The 19,261-nt window shown below is 40.2% G+C and carries 7 protein-coding genes; 5 read left to right on the forward strand and 2 right to left on the reverse strand.

Going from position 1 to position 19,261, the window contains the following annotated elements; genetic code table 11:
• Window positions 1-529 precede the first annotated feature (529 nt).
• From JL102_RS07210 to JL102_RS07225, 4 genes are all read left to right on the forward strand, one after another.
• Window positions 530-2,812, forward strand: a complete 2,283-nt coding sequence (locus JL102_RS07210) for a beta-L-arabinofuranosidase domain-containing protein (RefSeq protein ID WP_202243588.1) — start codon at window positions 530-532, stop codon at window positions 2,810-2,812.
• A gap of 76 nt (window positions 2,813-2,888) precedes the next feature.
• A complete protein-coding gene (locus JL102_RS07215) occupies window positions 2,889-6,800 on the forward strand; it encodes a family 43 glycosylhydrolase (RefSeq protein ID WP_202243589.1) in 3,912 nt (1,303 codons plus the stop codon).
• A 120-nt stretch (window positions 6,801-6,920) separates the two neighbouring features.
• Entirely contained in the window at window positions 6,921-9,362 is a 2,442-nt protein-coding gene (locus tag JL102_RS07220) for a glycoside hydrolase family 127 protein (protein ID WP_202243590.1), read from the forward strand.
• Window positions 9,363-9,370: 8 nt separating this feature from the next.
• Window positions 9,371-11,593, forward strand: a complete 2,223-nt coding sequence (locus JL102_RS07225; RefSeq protein ID WP_202243591.1) for a S9 family peptidase — start codon at window positions 9,371-9,373, stop codon at window positions 11,591-11,593.
• A 200-nt stretch (window positions 11,594-11,793) separates the two neighbouring features.
• On the opposite strand, the gene JL102_RS23980 is transcribed toward JL102_RS07225, so the two are convergent.
• On the reverse strand, window positions 11,794-13,140 hold the full coding sequence (locus JL102_RS23980; RefSeq protein ID WP_202243592.1) for a glycoside hydrolase family 11 protein: 1,347 nt from the start codon (window positions 13,138-13,140) through the stop codon (window positions 11,794-11,796).
• A gap of 802 nt (window positions 13,141-13,942) precedes the next feature.
• On the opposite strand from JL102_RS23980, the gene JL102_RS07235 reads away from it, so the two are divergent.
• Window positions 13,943-17,530 (forward strand): amino acid adenylation domain-containing protein, encoded by a 3,588-nt coding sequence (locus JL102_RS07235; protein ID WP_237390467.1) that lies wholly within the window; start codon window positions 13,943-13,945, stop codon window positions 17,528-17,530.
• 201 nt (window positions 17,531-17,731) lie between these two features.
• Here the strand turns inward: JL102_RS07235 and JL102_RS07240 are convergent, their stop codons facing one another.
• A complete protein-coding gene (locus tag JL102_RS07240) occupies window positions 17,732-19,216 on the reverse strand; it encodes a calcineurin-like phosphoesterase C-terminal domain-containing protein (RefSeq protein ID WP_202243593.1) in 1,485 nt (494 codons plus the stop codon).
• Window positions 19,217-19,261 lie beyond the last annotated feature (45 nt).

Here is a 19,261-nt window from a genome sequence, read left to right on the forward strand (position 1 = left end):
TATTTCGTATATATTAGACTTTTGATACTTTAAAAGAGGAGGTGACTGTTTTCGGGATTGCGGCACCTCTTCTTTTTTGCTCAATAATTTTTTTCCACTCTCAGCCGTTCTTTATTCTAAAATCATTTTTAGTTATATTCCTTTTATAGGATTATAACGTGTTGATTAGAAGTAGAAAGCACTATTTAATACAAGGTATTTTCTATGTGTTAAAGGTTAGAAACTGCACGGTATAACCTATTCAAAGGGTATTTTAAGTGAAATTGAACTTATGTGCTGGTTTTCTGAACATTAGTAGGCATATAAATAAAGTCTTTCAGCGTCTTTTGTTAAATACAATTATGTATACCCATCTTTTTGCTACTACAATCTTTAATAGGTAATAGCGGAGTATTTTGATGGTTAGTTTATTTAGTGTTAGTATCAAATAATATTGGAGGTAAAAATGAACACCCGGCATTCGAAATGTGCTTTATTGATTTTGCTCACAGCCATTTTATATTCATGTAGTAATACTTCAACCTCATTCGTGGTAGAGCAAACTGGAGAACTCAAAGAGGCTAAGAAGTTTGACCTTGAAGATGTGGAACTGTTAGACGGTCCTTTTAAAAATGCCACTGAGCTAAACATGAAGACTTTGTTGGAGACTTTTGAGCCAGATCGTTTATTGGCCAGGTTTAGAATAGAGGCAGGTTTGGAGCCGAAAGGTGAGCCTTATGAAGGATGGGAGGCTGAAACTATTGCTGGGCATACGCTAGGTCATTATTTAAAGGCCTGTGCACTCATGTATAAAACTACAGGTGATAAAAGGTTTTCTGATATTGTAAAGCATATTGTAGACGAACTAGCTGAATGTCAGGCGCAAGATCCCGATGGTTATATCGGAGCGTTCTCTAATGGTAAGAAAATTTTTACAGAGCAGATAGCTAAAGGAGAAATACGTTCACAAGGCTTTGACCTGAATGGTATCTGGGCGCCGTATTATACACAGCATAAGGTTTTATCAGGTCTTATTGCTGCCTATGAGTTGGTAGGTTATGATAAAGGGATAGAAGTCGCTAAAAAGTTTTCTGATTGGGTTTATTCCATTGTAAAAGACCTAAACCACGAGCAAGTTCAGAATATGCTGCACTGTGAATATGGAGGTATTAGTGAGTCTTTTGTGGAATTATATGGCATTACTCAAAATGATAGGTACTTAGAGCTTTCTAAAACATTTTATGATGATGTGATATTAGATTCACTGGCTAATGAAGTAGATGTACTACCAGGCAAGCATGCCAATACTCAAATTCCTAAGCTCATTGCGTCTGCCAGGAGGTATGAGATCACTGGAGACGAGAAAGATAAAAAAATGGCTAAATTCTTTTGGGACAGGGTAGTACATCATCATTCCTATGTAACAGGAGGCCACTGTAATCATGAATATTTTGGCCAGCCAGATCAGCTCACTCACAGGTTAAGCAACGAGACTACAGAAACCTGTAATGTTTATAATATGCTTAAGCTTTCTCGTCATTTATTTCAATGGAACCCTGATGCTGAGGTAGCAGATTTCTATGAGAGAGCTTTGTTTAACCATATCCTGGCCTCGCAGCATCCTGAAACGGGCAAGGTGATTTATAACCTTTCACTAGAAATGGGCGGATATAAGGAGTATCAGGATCCATACTGGTTTACCTGCTGTGTAGCTAGTGCCTTAGAAACTCACTCTAAGTATGGCAAAAATATTTATTATCATAGCGATGATGAATTATATGTCTCTCAGTTTATCGCTTCTACACTTACTTGGAAAGAAAAAGGATTAAAAGTAACCCAAAATACATCTTATCCTGATGAGCAAAGCTCTCATTTTACCATTAACACTGAAAAACCTCAGGAATTGGCTATTAAGATAAGATACCCATACTGGGCTAAAGATGGTGTGGAACTATTGGTAAATGGTAAAGAACAGCAAGTATCACAAAGTCCTCAAAGTTTTATCACCCTTAAAAAGCAATGGAAGGATGGCGATGTGATTGACGTGAGATTTCCTTTTTCGCTTAGATTGGAGGCTATGCCAGATGATAGCGATCGTATAGCAGTGATGTACGGTCCGTTAGTGTTAGCGGGTGATCTGGGACAAGTCAAAGATTCTTCTGCTTATGAGCCTATGTATGTGCCTGTAATTATGTCTACAGACCGAAACCCTGCTAATTGGCTAAAGGCGGTAGAAGGAGAGCCAAACACGTTTGAAACCGTGGAAGTAGGAGCTCCTCGTCAATTTGTATTAAAGCCATTTAATAAAACTTTTGACAGAAGATATTCTGTGTATTTTGACATGTTTAGTCAGGAAAAATGGCAGAAATACCAAGCCGAATATCAAGCTAAGTTAGAGGCTAAGAAGGAGATGGAATCTAAAACGGTAGACTTCTTCCAGATGGGAGAGATGCAGCCGGAGAGAAATCATAGCTTTAAAGGAGACCAGGTAAGCGTAGTGGAAATGAAGCATAGAAAGGCGAGGCAGGCAGAAAGAGGAGGCTATTTAGAGTTTACCATGAAAGTAAAGGCCAATACTCCTATGGCTCTTGTAGCTGAATATTGGGGAGGCTATACCGGTTCTAAAACTTTTGATATACTGGTTGATGGGGAGAAAATAGCAACCGAAAACATTACCGACAAAAAGCCAGGAGAATTTCTATATGTGGAATACGATATTCCGTCAGAGCTTACTTCTGGTAAGGACAAGATTAAAGTAGTCTTTAAGCCTCATGAAGGTCATAGAGCAGGTCCTATTTTCAATATAAGAACAATGAAGCGTGAGAGTATTTAATGTATATGTTATTTGACGTTTCAAGAGTTAAAGGGAGAGTCGCAGGGCTTTCCTTTTAACTTGCTTTCATCTGCCTATGAATAAACTGTTACTATTCCTTACGCTGTTAATTGCTTCTGCTTCTCTTAAACTTCAGGCTCAAACGCTAAAGCAGACTTCACCAGGAGCCGGCAACCCTATTCTGCCGGGTTATTTTGCAGATCCCACGGTTAAAAAATTCAATGGCCGTTATTTTATCTATGCCACCACTGATGGTACAGGCTGGGGGTTAGGCCCTTCTCAAGTGTGGTATTCTGATGATTTTGTAAACTGGACCAAAATAGAAATGAACTGGCCTACTACAGAAGTATATTGGGCCCCTGATGTTTGGCTTGGTAAAGATGATCAGTATTACATGTATTACAGTCAGCCGGTGCAGTTGCACGGTGGTGTATCAGATACTCCCTATGGCCCATGGATAGGCCTCACTGCAGATGATGAACCTATAGTGCCTGATCGGTTTGTGAAAAATGTGATCACCCTGGATGGGCAGTCGTTTCAGGATGATGATGGCTCCATATATCTCTATTGGGGTACATGGGGGATTTATGACGGCTTTGGTGCGGGTTGGGCAAAATTTAACCCTGATATGAAATCCTTTGAGAGCAAAGGCATTATTCCTAATACAGAGGCTACTGATTTCTTTGAAGCTCCTTTTATGTTTAAAAGAGGCAGTACTTACTATTTCACTTACTCTTCAGGCTCCTGTCATGATGGTACCTACCGCGTGCAGTATGCCACCAGCCAATCACCAACAGGCCCTTTTACCTTTGCGGATAATAATCCCATCTTGGCAACTAATGAAGACGGATCTATTCATGGCCCAGGCCACCATTCTATATTGAAAGAAGGAGATCAATACTATATCATTTATCATCGTCATGATAATCCTCATTCCAGCAATGGCTTTCACCGTCAGGTAGCAGCAGATAAGTTGGAGTTTGATGATGAAGGCAGGATTAAGAAAATTATTCCTACACATGAAGGCGTTGGATTTTTGGGTAAAAACACCAATCCTTTTCCTAATCTCTTATATGGGAAAAAGGTAAAGGCCTCGTCTCAATATAATGATGATTTTCAGGCCAGTTATACGGTGGATGATAATTACGGCACCTTGTGGATGCCTGCTTCTGATGATAGCAGGCCAACGCTGGAAGTAGATCTGGGAAGCGAAAAAGACATCAAAAGAACACGTATTGCTTTTCAATATGCTACGCATTTCTTTCAGTATCTCATAGAATATTCCCTAGATGGTAAAGCATGGAAAGTATATGCCGACAAAACAAGGAATATTCAGGATGGCAGCCCCATGACTGACTACAACCAGGTAAAAGTGCGTTACCTGAAGCTAACTATTACCGGAGTAGGGAAACAAGGTTTTCCTATGGCCTTATGGAATTTTAGTGCTTATGACGGATATGAGCAAGATCCTGAGCAAATGCTGGTAAACCTGCAGGCTGCTGATATCAAAGGAAATGTTTGGCTTAATAACCGTGGCATGTATGGCGGCATGTACCAGCTAGAGGAGGCTGTTACGGGTGTAACAGCGGGTATGCATTGGGTTAGTGCGAAGGGTGGTATTAAGGGAAGTGTGCCTGTACCAGCTAAAACTAATCCTACAATGGATTATACACTGATTGCTTCTTTTGTGCATCAAGATAAGCTTGAATATGTCTATATCTCTTGGAATCATCTTGCCAAAGATGCTTTTGGAATGCTAAAAGGATCTTTAACAATCAATCAGTCAGCACATGATAGTTGGTATAAAACTTTAAAAACCTATTTTGAAACAGGTCGCATAGTAACTAATGAAAAGCTGGTGGGGTTGAAGGTTTTTAACCGACGATTAGCACCCTCGGAAGCGGAGTACTATGGGTTGCTACCATACAAAACGCCGCCAAAGGCCTCATTACCATCACAAGGAATGTTGGTGTCTCTTAATGCGAATGATCTGAAGCTGGGTAGCATGGCGGCATCTTTAGATAATGATGGTTTGGCAAAAGGAGCTTTTAATTCGGAAGGTAGTGCCCCTGTGGTAGAGCTGGTAGCAGGAAAGAAAGCCCTGTTGTTTGATGGTCATCAATCGTTAAAATCCGATTTTATAACACCTTTAACCCTCACGGGTAATAATCCTTTTACGGTAGAAGCTTGGATTTATAACCATCAAATCGCTCCTGCGGAGTGCCTGGTGGATTGGGCTGCTCAGAAGGGGAGGTTGCTTACATCTTCCCGTGTTTTATATGGCAGTAACCCATCAAGCGGTGCCGTAAGCCATCAGGAATGGGCTGATATGGGCTTCAAAGGTGGAGCTCCTGAGGCATCAAAATGGCATCACATCGTAATTACTTTCGATGGCTACATGGAAAAGGTTTATGTAGATGGCGAATTGAATGATGAGGAGCAGAAAATGCTTTTTGTGGAGCCAGGCAGCTATATTCATGTGGGTAATTCGGCCAATAAAGAAGTGCCCTTTTCGGGTGCGCTGGCGTCTTTAAAAATGTATGACAAAGCCTTAAACCATCAAGAAATTAAAAGTCGTTATGCGGCTGAGGGAGATACTGATAAAATAGCCGTTTATTTCTCTGCCGCTGGCTTAGGTTATGACGAATTTAATAACTGGCCTAATCAAGGAAAGACGGGAGGTACACTTCAGCTAAAAGGAGCCAATAATAAGGTGAAGGTGGTGCATGGTAAGCTAGCTTTAGAGGTAAGCAAGAAAAGCCAATGGAGTTGGAATGCCACTAGTGTGACTTCCCCCAAGGAGAATTATTACATCATTCTTAATGCCTATACTAAAGGTCAATGGCATGAATATGTGTTCACAAAAAAAGGAAATGATATCTCTACTTATGTAGATGGAGAACCAGCTAATACTAAAATTTTTGATAAAATGAAGCTTACTTCTTTGTCTGGCGGAAACTGGTCTTGGGAGGGAGATATTACCATATCATTATTTGCTCTTATAGAAGGGCATTTGACTTCAGACGAAGTGCAGGCCCATTGGAAACGCTCTTTAAACGTTTCTAATAAATCCATTTCAAATGTGGAATTTACTAAAAGGCCCGTGGCTATGAATTCCGTTGCAGCATTTATGAAAGCACAATCATATGAAGGACAGCCAGTCAAATACCTTTTTATTGGCGGCGAAAATAAGCATTCGCAATGGCAGCGTTCACCAGAGTATATGGATCATTCGCTAGGGCCAGATAAACAGTATAATTATTATTATTTAGTTCAGGATCAATATGGAAATATAATCGCAGAGTCTGATGAGGTAGCAGTATCTACCGATAAAAGCACCTACACTGAATTCTTCCATACTTTTGATGAGAACAAACAGACAGGATTAGGTAACTATTTTGGTTTTGATGGCGCTTTGCTAGCCAATGATACTACTAATGGTACTACAGAGATCAAGATTACTAATGGGAGCCTAAAATTAGCGTCTTCTGGTGGTGGCTGGGATGGCCAACTTAAGAATGGCGCTTTTATCTATAAAGAGGTGAAAGGTGACTTTGTGATGGAGGTAGAGTTGAAGGATTACGCAGGCCTGTCTAATCATAAGTCTGTGGCATATAATGACGGAGGAATCATGGTTGCACTACCTCAAACAAAGGAAGCGGCAGCTTGGGATTTATTGAGTCTTAGCTTCTTCCCATTATATAATCAAGGTAATTTGTTCACCAATCAATCGAAGCAAATGCGATATCAGAAAGCTAACTTGCTCGGTTGGGAGGCTCATCGCTTTTTGCAGATACAAAGGATAGGAAGCCAATACTACTTCCGTACTAGTGAGAATCGTGAAGAGTGGGTAGATATGCCCGGATCACCAGTAGAAAGAGTTGATTTTGAAGGTAAAAAACTACGAGTTGGCCTATGGCATGCCACTTATTCTAATAATGAAGGATATGTAGTGTTTGATGATTTCAGACTATCAGAGAAGAAGTAGAATACGGGCTAATGGGTAGCTTATTTAAACATTTGTGTAGTTCTATAAAACATAAGTTAAGTTGATAAAGCCAGATTTTTGATAAACTTGAAATAGCGCTGATAAAAGATTTTAATAACCATGAATTTGAGATTAAGAAAACTGAACCTAACCAAGATAACACTGTCAGCTTTATGCTGTGTAATGCTTTTCTCTTCTTGTAACAAAACGGTGACTGAGGAAACGCAAGAGTCAGAAAAAGGGCCGATTACTAATGTACCGTTTACATCAGTAAAGATTACAGACACCTTTTGGTCTGAGAAGTTAGATCGTAACCGGGAAGTCACCATACCTATAGCTATTCAGCAATGTTATACTACTGGCAGGGTAGATAATTTTAAAATCGCTGGTGGACTCATGAAAGGCAAGTACAAGACTCAAATGCCTTTTGATGATACTGATATCTATAAGCTTATAGAAGCGGCTAGTTACTCATTGCAAAACCATCCTGACCCTCAGCTAGAGGCAAGGGTAGATACCTTAGTTTATTATATCAGTAAGGCTCAGGAGCCTGACGGTTATATATATACCAGCCGTACTATAGACCCTAAGCATCCTCATCCCTGGGCAGACACTACACGCTGGACTGCCGCTGCTAAAGGATGGTATGGTAGCCATGAGTTATACAACTGTGGGCACCTATTTGAAGCTGCCGCTGCTCACTATGCCGCCACAGGAAATTCTTCTCTTTTAGACATAGCTACTAAAGCGGCAGACCTATTGGTGAAAGATTTTGGCCCGGGAAAGCTGGAGTTTGGCCCGGGTCATCAGGTAGTAGAAATGGGATTAGTGAAAATGTACCATGCCACAGGTAAAAAGGAATATCTAGATTTGGCTAAGTTCTTTCTTGATGTGCGTGGTCCGGGAGGAGAAGAATATAGTCAGGCGCACAAAAAGGTGGTAGACCAGAGAGAGCCTGTTGGTCACGCTGTAAGAGCCACATACATGTATTCTGCTATGGCAGATATAGCCGCTCTTTATGATGAAAAAGATTATGTGACGGCTTTAAATGCTATTTGGGATGATCTGGTAGGTAAGAAGATGTATATCACAGGTGGTATTGGCTCTGGTGGTGGTAACGAAGGTTTTGATGCTGCTTACAAGTTGCCAAACATGTCTGCTTACTGCGAAACTTGTGCCTCTGTAGGTAATATCAATTGGAATGAACGCATGTTTTTATATGATGGAGATGCTCGTTATATAGATGTGATGGAACGTACCCTTTATAATGCCTTCCTGTCAGGAGTATCCCTTACCGGAGATCGATTTTTCTACCCTAATGTTCTTGAATCCATAGGTCAGCATAACAGAGGTGCATGGTTTGGCACTGCTTGTTGCCCTCCTAACGTGGCTCGTACACTGCCTTCAGTACCTGGCTATGTGTATGCCAAAGGGCCAAATTCTATTTATGTGAACTTATATATGGCTAATATCGCTGAGATAGACTTGGCTGGTGTGAATGTAAAAGTGGAACAAGAAACAAAATATCCTTGGGAAGGAAAGGTGAATATTAAACTTGACCCTGACTCAGAAAAGGATTTTGCTTTAAAAATGCGTATTCCGGGTTGGACTAATGATGATGTTATTCCCGGAGATTTATACCACTATGCTGATGGACACGAAGACAAGTATACTATTTCTATAAATGGAGAGGACGTGGAATACACCATGGATAATGGGTATGCCGTAGTGAATAAAAGCTGGAAAAAGGGTGATGTAGTAACTATTGATTTCGATATGACTCCTCGGATAGTGGAGGCTAGCGATAGTGTAAGTGCGGATAAAGGTAAGATGGCTATACAAAGAGGGCCAATAGTATATGCCGCTGAGTGGCCTGATTCTGAAGGGGGAAAAGTGCTTAACCTTATTTTTAGTGAGAGACAGGATTTCAACAGTGAGTATGATGCTGATAAGCTGGGTGGAGTGGTTGTAGTAAAAGCAAAAGCCAAAGCGGCTAAAGCTAAGCTTGATGGAGGTATTGAGTATAGCGAAGAGCAAGAGATAGAACTCATTCCTTATTACACCTGGAATAATCGTGGAGCAGGAGAAATGATGGTTTGGCTGCCTGTAAATGAGAGCAGTGTAAGACCCTTACCTTCGCCTACTATTGCCAGTACCAGTAAAGTGAGCGGTTCAAGGGAGAGCAAAATGCTGATAGCACTAAATGATCAGCTATTGCCAGGAAGCTCAGGAGATCATGAGTGGCCTTACTATCATTGGTGGCCTAAAAAGGGAACAGAGGAGTGGGTGCAATACGATTTTGAAGGGCCTAAAACTATATCTTCGTCTAAAGTGTATTGGTTTGATGATGAGCCTTACGGCGAATGTAGAATTCCTGCTTCGTGGGAGATGCAGTACAAAACCAAAAATAGCAATTGGAAAACTATTAAAGCGGACTATTCTGTGGTAAAAGATGATTGGAGTGCTGTTTCTTTTGATCCTATAACTGCTACAGCGGTTAGGATAAAAATAAAGCTTCCTGAGAAATTCTCTGCCGGCATTCATGAGTGGATAGTTGATTAATGAAGTTAATGGCTAAAAAAGTATTATTATTTTGCCTTTTGTTATGTTGTCTTACGGTTGGGTTGGTTGCACAGCCCACTCGTGAGGATTATAAGCATGCAGATGAAGTGGCTAGCTATGGTAAGCTGGCCTATGGCACTAAAATAGAACCACAATGGCTCAACGAATCTTTATTTTGGTATAAAATAAATAGGAAGAAAGGAAATGACTATGTGATATATGATTTGGAGAAAGCAACCTCATTTACACCTCTTGATCAGGAAGACTTAGCTTCTCAACTTAAAGATAGTTTAAATAAGGAATTGGAGGCCTTTAAGCTTCCTTTAAACAAAGAGAGATTTTCAGATGATGTATCTTCCTTTACATTTCATATGGAAGGCTATAAATGGTCTTATCAACTTACGAGTAAGTTATTATCCAGAGAAAAGCTACCAGAAAAGGAAGACTGGGGTTACTGGGCAGAAGGTAGAGATGAGTTGGCTAATGGTCCTGTAACCTCACCTGATGGCAAGTGGCTGGCCTTTATCAAAAACTACAATGTGGTAGTAAAGGAGCATTCCACCGGTAAAGAAACTGTGCTAAGTTTTGATGGTGCTGAAGGTATTATCTATTCATCTTACCTGGCATGGTCACCAGATTCCAAGAAATTAGCGACGTATCAGGTTCGTCCTAACATAAAAAAGTATTTCTATTTAATAGAATCTTCGCCAAAAGATCAACTACAACCTAAGCTGCACAAAAGGGAATACCTAAAGCCCGGAGATGCCGTACCCATTAAGCAGCCAGCCTTATTCGATATTGAAACTTTAAAACAAATAGATGTTGATGGTCAGCCTTTTGAAAATCAATTTGACCTTTCACCCATCCAGTGGATGGAAGATAGCAAAGGCTTTATTTTTGATTTCAATGAAAGAGGTCATCAGAAATATCAGGTGGTGCGGGTGGATGCTGCTACGGGTAAGACCAAAGTGCTTATAGAAGAAACCAGTAATACTTATGTCGAATACCCTAGGCTTCGTAAGTGGATGTTTAATGATGATCAACAAATTATTTGGAAGTCTCAGCGAGATGGCTGGTTTCATCTTTATTTGTTTGATGCCGTTACTGGAAAGCAGCAAAGACAAATAACCAAAGGCGAATGGCTGGTACGAAATATAGTAGATATTGATCAGGAAACAGGTCAGATATGGTTTGAGGCTGCTGGCCTAAAGAAAGGTGAAGACCCATACCACATTCATCTTTGCACTGTAAATATTAATGGTAAGCACTTTAAAGAACTCACTCCGGATAATGCCAACCACCATACATGGCTTTCTCCTGATAAAAATTATATTATCGATCGCTATAGCCGCGTGGATCTGCCTCCTGTTCTGGTGCTTAGAGATGGAGAAAGCGGCAAAGTAATCAAGAGGTTAGAGGAGGCGGATATAAGTGAGCTAACCGCTAAAAACTGGAAAGCACCAGAGGTTTTTACTACTAAAGGCAGAGATGGTACAACTGATATCTGGGGTGTTATTTATCGGCCTACTAATTTTGATCCTAATCAATCATACCCTGTAATCGAATATATATATGCTGGGCCGGGTTCTAACTACGTACCTAAAGACTTTACTACTTCTTACTGGTTTTCAGGGTTAGCTGAGCTGGGGTTTATAGTAGTGCAGTTAGATGGTATGGGCACGGGAAACCGCTCTAAGGCTTTTGGCGAGGTGTGTTATAAAAATCTAAAAGATTCTGGTTTTCCTGATCGCATTAAATGGATTAAAGAAGCTGCGGCAAAATACCCTTATATGGACATAGACAGGGTTGGTCTTTATGGAGGTTCAGCAGGAGGGCAGAGCACAGTGAATGGCCTGTTGCAATATCCTGAGTTTTACAAGGCGGGAGTGGCTGCTTGTGGCTGCTATGACAATAGGATGGACAAAATATGGTGGAATGAGTTATGGATGGGCTACCCCATAGGACAGGAGTATATAGAAAATTCCGCTGTAGAAAACGCTGGTAAACTGCAGTCTGAACTGATGTTAATTTTAGGAGAGATGGATGATAACGTAGATCCTGCCTCCACCATGCAGCTGGTGGATGCACTGATAAAGGCAGATAAGGAATTTGAATTGGTAGTATTGCCAGGCATGAACCATACTTTAGGAGGTGAATATGGAGAGAGAAAGCGAAGAGACTTCTTTATAAGAAAGCTACAGGGAGAAAAAACGCCGGACTGGAATAAGTAAGACCGTACAGCAAAAAGCAACATGCATTCTAGCGATGCAGATAGATAGTAAGTAGCTAAGTAGATTTTGAATAAAATAAAATGGCTGAGCATCACTTGATCTAATCAAGGTATTTGCTCAGCCATTTTATAACTGTTATTTGAAGGTAATTACGTTTACATATCCAGAAAGTCTTCGTTTTTAAATGAAGTTATGTGTTATTAATCTACAATCACTTTCTTAACCAGTTTCTCTCCTGATCCTTCAAGTATTATAAGGTATACACCAGTATTCAGGTTCATTTGTAGTTTTGCATCACTTTTACCGGCAATGTCTACTTCCTCTACTGTTTTACCATATACATCAGTAATTTTTAGTTGACTCATGCCATGCAGTTTGTGGAGTTCTATATTAAATAGTCCATCATTAGCAGGGTTAGGGAATATGCTGATTTTGTCACCAGTCATTTCTTTCATTCCAGGCTCTAGCTCTTGAGAAGCTATTCTGGCTCCTGTAGCCACATCACCAAAGCCTATTGATCCGCTGCAATGTAGCCATTCACTGTTAGAGCCACCACAAGATTCATCTTGCCATACACCAGTGTTGTAGGTTTGGTTTTCAGCTTGTCTGATAGTTCCATTCACTTGAACATAATCTACTTGTACATCTCTTCCGGTATCGTCATTGTCAAACTGTACAATTATACCTCCCGTGCTGTTAGTACTGGCAGTATAATTACTCATGCTGGTACCTAATGTCCAGCTGGCAATGGTTTGATTACCTACTCTTAGATTAATGTGCTCGCTTCCGGCAGTACCACGCGCTCTCACTACAATAGAGTTGGAGCCACCGCCGCCACCGCCGCCGTCACCGCCTCCTCCTCCGGAGTTGCCGTTGTCCCAAACAGAAACATTAGAACTACCACTGCTTTGGTAGCCTTCTGTAGCGAATACCTGATAGTTGTGAGTTCCAAGGTTCCAGCCACGACTAGCCCATGCATTTACATGGTTAGCAAAAGTAATGGTGTGGTTACTGCCTGTAGATACTTTGCTTCTTCTTACACTCCAATATTGGTAAAAAGTAGCATTCCCGATAATAGAGGGCTGATTAACTCTTTGAGTACGATAGATATCGTAAGTACCGCCATCTGATGTTACTGTACCTACTGCAGACGCACCTGGTGGTCTCCAGTTTCCCCAGCTTTCTACTACATAGTATTCTATTAATGGATTGGTCGTCCATCCATAAAGAGTAAGATAGCTGTTGCCATTAGGAGAGTAGTTGCCAGCATTGTAACCGATAACTCTTGTAGAGGAGCCGGTAGACCAACCTTTACCTCCAACAAAGTTACCAGTATTAGACCAAGAATAGCTGTAGTTGCCATCTGCACCTAAATTCATACAAGCAGAACCTCCGCCGTCAGTCCAATGGGTGAAATAGTAACCATCGTCCGTACCTGTTTGATTAGAGCAATATGTTTGTGAATATGTCACAAACGGATTGAAAATAAATAATAAAAGCCCAATAAGCAGGGGCCAAATTTTGGGGTTTGATTTGTTAATTGTCATACATGTTGGTTTAGTTTATTCATAAAATGGTTTTTTTGATTTACTCTTAATGCATAGAAAAAGAGCATTAAGGAATACTTTAAATCACTAATGATCATAAGTATTTTAAACAAAATATACTGGCTTCGATATTATTGCCAATACATTAGGTTACGTGCAACTGTCTGGGATGATGGTATTTAATGCACATAGGTAATGGATTTAGGTTGATGTAATTTATGTTCCTTCAAAAAACATGTGTTCTAATATAGAAATCGATTCCGAAATAATCAAGATGGCTTTTTTTATTTACTTTCTCATGTTAGATTATTATGGTAATTCATCTTATTTTTAACATCCATAGATCTTAAATAAAAGAATAAGGAGATTTTTAGGCCTAAAAGCGGCTTTAATCAACTTGTTTGTGGTCACTCAGCGTGTGTACAATTTTTAATAAGCCTATGGAATTATAGAACGCCTTGTACTAAAATCATACAGGTAGTCACTTTATCATTATATGTCATGAAAAAAATCGTTTTTCTAAGGTTACTGGGAGAACTGATCGGCTTAAACAATGAATATGGTATTCTGACTAAGCTTAATTTCTGAATTTTAAGGATACCAACTAGAGCCTGATGACTGATACTTTTGTCGTAAATTTTATCTTATTCACCGGATTTTTACATGTGCAACAAGTCTTAGAAGTATATTTTTGTATTGCTTTGGAAATATTCAATTTCAACCATCTAACATCAATGTTTTGTCTTCAGTCAACTAATTAATCAGTATTAAATAAACATCATATATAAGAAATAAAATTCTAATGAGTAAACTGATCCAATCTAAACCTAGTATTTCAAAATCCCCTCAGCAAACAGGAGGTCTTTACGAGGAGAGCATCTGTACTTTATTGCGTCATCAGGCCAGTCTACATCCAGGAAGAGTAGCTGTTATTGATGGGCCTAATGAAATCACTTTCCAGCAACTGATGGAAAGAGCAGATGCTATTGCTACGGAGCTCAACTTACGAGGAATAGTTGCCGGTTCTTTAGTAGGTGTTTGTATGCATCGCACTTGGGAGCTAGTTGCTACTTTATGGGGAGTATTACAGGCAGGCTGTGCTTATGTGCCACTGGATCCTGCTTATCCGTATGAGCGCATACGTTATATGCTAAACCACTCAAAAGCACAGGCCGTAGTGGTAGACGGAAAGAAAACAGCAACCTTATGTGATGGGGTTAAAGAGCAACTTTGGCTTGATGATATCAAAGAAAAGACCAGTCCTGTCATTGCGGAGCCATCAGCTAACGATTTGGCTTATGTAATTTATACCTCTGGCTCTACCGGGGAACCTAAAGGAGTGGCTATTGAACATGGAAATGTAGTAGCTATGATCAATGCTATGGCCCAAATTCTGGATGATAAGGATTTAGAAGGAATGCTGGCAGCCACTTCAGTTTGTTTTGACCCTTCGGTATCGGAAATATTGGGTACATTGTCATTAGGAGGTACTGTAGTGATGGCTAAAAACATGCTCGACCTACCTGTCTTGGATGCATCGAAGAAAGTTAAAAGTTGTGTGGTAGTGCCTTCTGCTATTCAAGCATTAGTATCTACAGGATGGGTGCCAGAAAGTATTCGTACCATCATTTTCGGTAGTGAGGCACTTAAGTTGCCACTAGTGGAGAAGCTTTTTGCTCTAAGGCCTGATATTCGAATTTTTAACGCTTACGGACCTACTGAAGATACCGTATTTTCTACTTCTACCAAGATTGAAAAAGGCACTAAGTCTGTTCCTATTGGTAAATCAGTTCCTAATTCGGCTTCCTATATTTTAGATGAGTCCATGAATCTGTTACCTGATGGGGAGCCCGGAGAGCTCTATTTGGCGGGTAATAAATTAGCCAGAGGCTATTTGTATGATCCAGAAAAAACTAATGAGAGGTTTATAGATACCAAGCACTATGAACATATTCCTGAGGAAAGGATCTATAAAACAGGTGACCTTTGTCGAAAATTGGCCGATGGAGAGATTGAGTTCATGGGAAGGGTAGATCAGCAGGTTAAAATACGAGGTTTTAGAGTAGAGTTAGAAGAAATCGAAACAGCGATGGAAACTATTCCTGCTATAAAAATGGCTGCCGCAGTAGCAGTGGAAACGGACTCTGGACAGCAAATGCTAGTCGCTTACATGGTTAGTGAAGATAAATCAATTAGTGATACTGAGGTGAAGTCTTATTTGTCTCAAAGGATGCCGAAATATATGATTCCTCAGCTGGTCTATCATTTGGATGAATTACCTCTGTTACCTAATGGTAAGCTAGACCGAAATAAACTGAAAGGTTTAAAAAATACTAATTTGGAAAAGGAAACCTTAAAGTCAGCAGGACTACCTGAAGAGCAAGCTGAAGGTACGAATGAGGATCAGAGAAGCGCTATTTTTTCAATTATTTGCCATGAAATAGCTACGCTGCTTAGCTTTAATGATGCTGATGAAATTGCCGAAAGTGACTCCTTCGATAGCTTAGGAATAGACTCGCTATCTACTCTGGAACTCAGTAGCAGGCTTTCTAAGGCTCTAAACTTATCTCTACCTGCTACTATTGTTTTGGAACATGATACTCCCTCTGATCTGGTTGATTATATTTTGAACCAAAAAGGTGTAAATAAAAATAATAAGCCATCAGGTAAATCTAAAATTTTATCCGATTCATTAGCTGATTTTCAGACTCATATCCGCTCAAGTCATCCTACTTTTCAAGCTGCTAAGGTATCAGCCTGGTCGGCCACTGATAAAGCGAAGCTTGTACAGGAAGTATTACAAATGGTGAATGATCAGCGCAGAAATCCATATAGCAAAGTGCTTAGAACAGGAAGTGCTACCCGCGGCTTGGTAAGCGATGCTTATAACGATGAACAGCAAGACGCCATTATATGGACCACTAACCTTTATCTAGGTCTTAATAGAGATAAAGATGTAATAGCTGAAGCCTCTAAAGCTCTCCATAGCTTTGGCACGGGTATGGGCACTTCCGCAGCAGCTTCTGGCATGACTGATTTGCACTTGGAGTTTGAAAAGGAATTTGCTGACTTAACAGGAAAACCTTCGGCTTGTCTTTTTCCTACAGGTTACACAGCCAATGTGGGGGCAGTAGCGGGTATACTCGGAAGAAATGACGTGGTTATTATTGATCAGCTTTGCCATGCTTCTATTGTAGATGGAGCCAGACTCTGCGGAGCCACTATCAGAACTTTTCAGCATAATAATGCATCAGATTTAGAAGCCGTTCTCCAATCAGAAGTATCTCCTTACCGATCGGCTATGGTAGTGCTAGAAGGAGTTTATAGTATGGGAGAGGGGGCCGCTCCTGTAGCTGATATAGTGAAGATGGCTAAAAAATATGGCGCTCTTGTATTGGTAGATGAAGCTCATTCTTTTGGTTTTTATGGGGAAGGAGGTGCAGGTATCTGTGCGGCTCAGGGCATAACAGAGGAGGTGGATTTTATTATGACTACGCTTAGTAAAGCTATGGGAAGTATTGGCGGTGTTGTAGCAGCTTCGCAAGAACATGTAGATCTTATCAAGTCTTCGTCAAGAGCTTATATATTTCAGGCATCCGTGAGTCCGGCAGATATGGCGGCAGCACTTACTTCATTACGTAGGTTACGTGCCGATGATGCGCTGAGGGCAAGATTATGGGATACTACCCGCTATATGCGGAAGCAATTTGCCGATGCAGGCTATGATCTGGGTACAGGTGATGGTCCTATTGTGACACCTCATTTTAGTGATAAAGATAAGCTCTATGCCATTGTGCAAGAGATGTATAAGCGTGGAGTTCAGACTTCAGCAGTTACTTATCCTATAGTAGAGAGTGGCCGTGGGCGACTAAGGTTTATTTGTTCTGCTGCCCATACCAAGGCAGACGTCGATTTTACCCTTCAGGCGCTTCTTGACGCTGAACGAGAAGTGGATTTGCAATTATCTAAAAATAAAGAGCTTGAGCTAGAAGAGAATGAGTCACAATACAATCTTACTGAATGGGCTAGTCAATTTACTGATCATTTGAAGGAATGGAGGGATAATCAGCTAAAGCCAATTCCTGACCTTGCGATTACTGTTTATTCACAAAACAATAGTTTCTCTGTTCTCTTGAAAGAAGGAGCGGTAAGCTTGCTGTTAGATAATAATGAGGTAGATGTTTCTAGTTGCACTTTACGGTTGCAAAATGGTCATATTGCGACTAGCATCTGTAATGCCGACGTGCAAGGTTTGCTGCACAGTATCAGTAACGGAAGTTGCTTACTACAAGGGCAGGTAGAACCTTTTGTTTGGTTTATCGCTCGTATGGTAGAGCTTAGAAATAATACGAAGCTTTATGCAAAAGAAGAGGTCGGTTATGCCGGCTGAGATTAGTTAATTATTGATACAGCACCGTCTGTAAAATGAACTAGAAGGAGGCATTAAATAAGATGAAGATCTTATTTGATGCCTCTTCTTTGTTAAGTTTTATATTGATCTTTATTGAGAATTATGACCAAGCAATCATATGCGCCTATATTCCATTGTCTAGTTATCTTTTCTTTTTATAATTGATTTAGGTCTTAATGGCTAATTCCAGTCTAACACTGATTGACCTTTGGCGTCAAGGCCCAGTTTCGGTTCTTGAGCCCTTACTTTGATCAGATAGGTTCCTGGCTCTAAAGAGGAGGGTATTTCAAACCTCCAGATGTGATCACTTTTATCCTTTGGCTCCCACATTTTAGCGATCTTATCACTATCATACCTACCAGTTTGTTGTAATGTAAAGGCTTTAGTTACCAACGGAGCCATTCCCACAAACTTTTGCATGGGGTGCCAGGTTTTTCCGTCGAGGCTAATTTCAACTTTGGTTTTTTCACTGGCGGCAAATACATTGGCATAAATGTATTTGTTGTCAAAAGAATTAAATATAGTGTCCCATGCATTCTGCTCTGGCAACGTGATACTCATTTGGTAATCGGCCGATCTTCCAGAGGCTTTATATTGATAAGTTTCGTTAGCAGTGTGGAGTAACCAATAACCTTTAAGTGTACCATCGTTCATTATGGCTAGTGGTACGCCACGTTCGTCGCGCGGACCGCTCCACCATGAGCCGCAAACAGCACCAGCTACCAGTTCATGAATGGGCTGCTGCTGAGCTCTATCGAAATACTTATGATATTGAGTGTGAGTATGCCCGGTAGCCACCATCACATTTTTATAATTGTCAAAGAGCTTTATGAGACGTTCTTTATCTTCCATTTGCTCTAATGGCATATGCATAAAAATACGCACATAGCTGTAATGGTTATTTACATGGCTCAGAAGATTTTCAATAAAGGTAAACTGGTCATCATCCAGTTTTGCTTTATACCCTTTACTCTCCATAGGGTAAATGTTATTGAGTACAATACCCAATTCACTGCCGTATTCAAAAGCATAGTAGGAGGGGCCAAAAAAGCTTTCAAAAGTGTTGTCTCTATAGCTGATTTTTTCTGCATTGTAGTCCTGATCATGATTGCCCATTACATAAAATACTGGAGCCCCAATGAGTCCTAAACTTTCTGATAAAGGAGCGTGTAGGTTGCTTTTGTCAAAAGTGATATCTCCTAATGGTATAACGTAGCCCAACTCTTTACCTGCCAGCTCATCTGTAACCAGCTTACTCATATGATGAACATCATCAATATATTTTACCTGTGTGTCGCCCAATAGGGCTACAGTCATATCTTCAGGCTCATTGTGCGTGTAGAGTGGAAAATCATACGAGCCTGAATTCAGCATGTTTTCGGGTATAAAACTTTGCGGACGGCCATCTTTCATTGGAGAAATATATTGAGTTGGTTTTATGACAAAAATCTGATTACCATCTATATATGATATTTTATATTCTCCTTTAGTATTGGTTTTTACAATATCTTTTCCATTAGAAACCAAAATGCCTTCCAGTAGTTTTTCATCTTTATTCCATTGTTGGTCTTGGTTTTTATCAACATAAACTCTGCCTTTTATGGGTTTAGCCAGGCCTGTATTTATAAGGCCTATGAGTGATATTAGAATTACAAAATTCTTCATATAAAGTGGTGGTTATTCTTGTAGGGCAAATCTTAGTTTAAAAAT

The organism is Fulvivirga sediminis (assembly GCF_016757215.1).
Taxonomy (GTDB): Bacteria; Bacteroidota; Bacteroidia; order Cytophagales; family Cyclobacteriaceae; genus Fulvivirga; species Fulvivirga sediminis.

Bases quoted from the DNA above. Each gene is read 5' to 3' on its own strand.
- JL102_RS07220 (WP_202243590.1), top strand. From the start codon at position 6,921: ATGAATTTGAGATTAAGAAAACTGAACCTAACCAAGATAACACTGTCA.
- JL102_RS23980 (WP_202243592.1), bottom strand. From the start codon at position 13,140: ATGACAATTAACAAATCAAACCCCAAAATTTGGCCCCTGCTTATTGGG.
- JL102_RS07215 (WP_202243589.1), top strand. From the start codon at position 2,889: ATGAATAAACTGTTACTATTCCTTACGCTGTTAATTGCTTCTGCTTCT.
- JL102_RS07235 (WP_237390467.1), top strand. From the start codon at position 13,943: ATGAGTAAACTGATCCAATCTAAACCTAGTATTTCAAAATCCCCTCAG.
- JL102_RS07225 (WP_202243591.1), top strand. From the start codon at position 9,371: ATGGCTAAAAAAGTATTATTATTTTGCCTTTTGTTATGTTGTCTTACG.
- JL102_RS07240 (WP_202243593.1), bottom strand. From the start codon at position 19,216: ATGAAGAATTTTGTAATTCTAATATCACTCATAGGCCTTATAAATACA.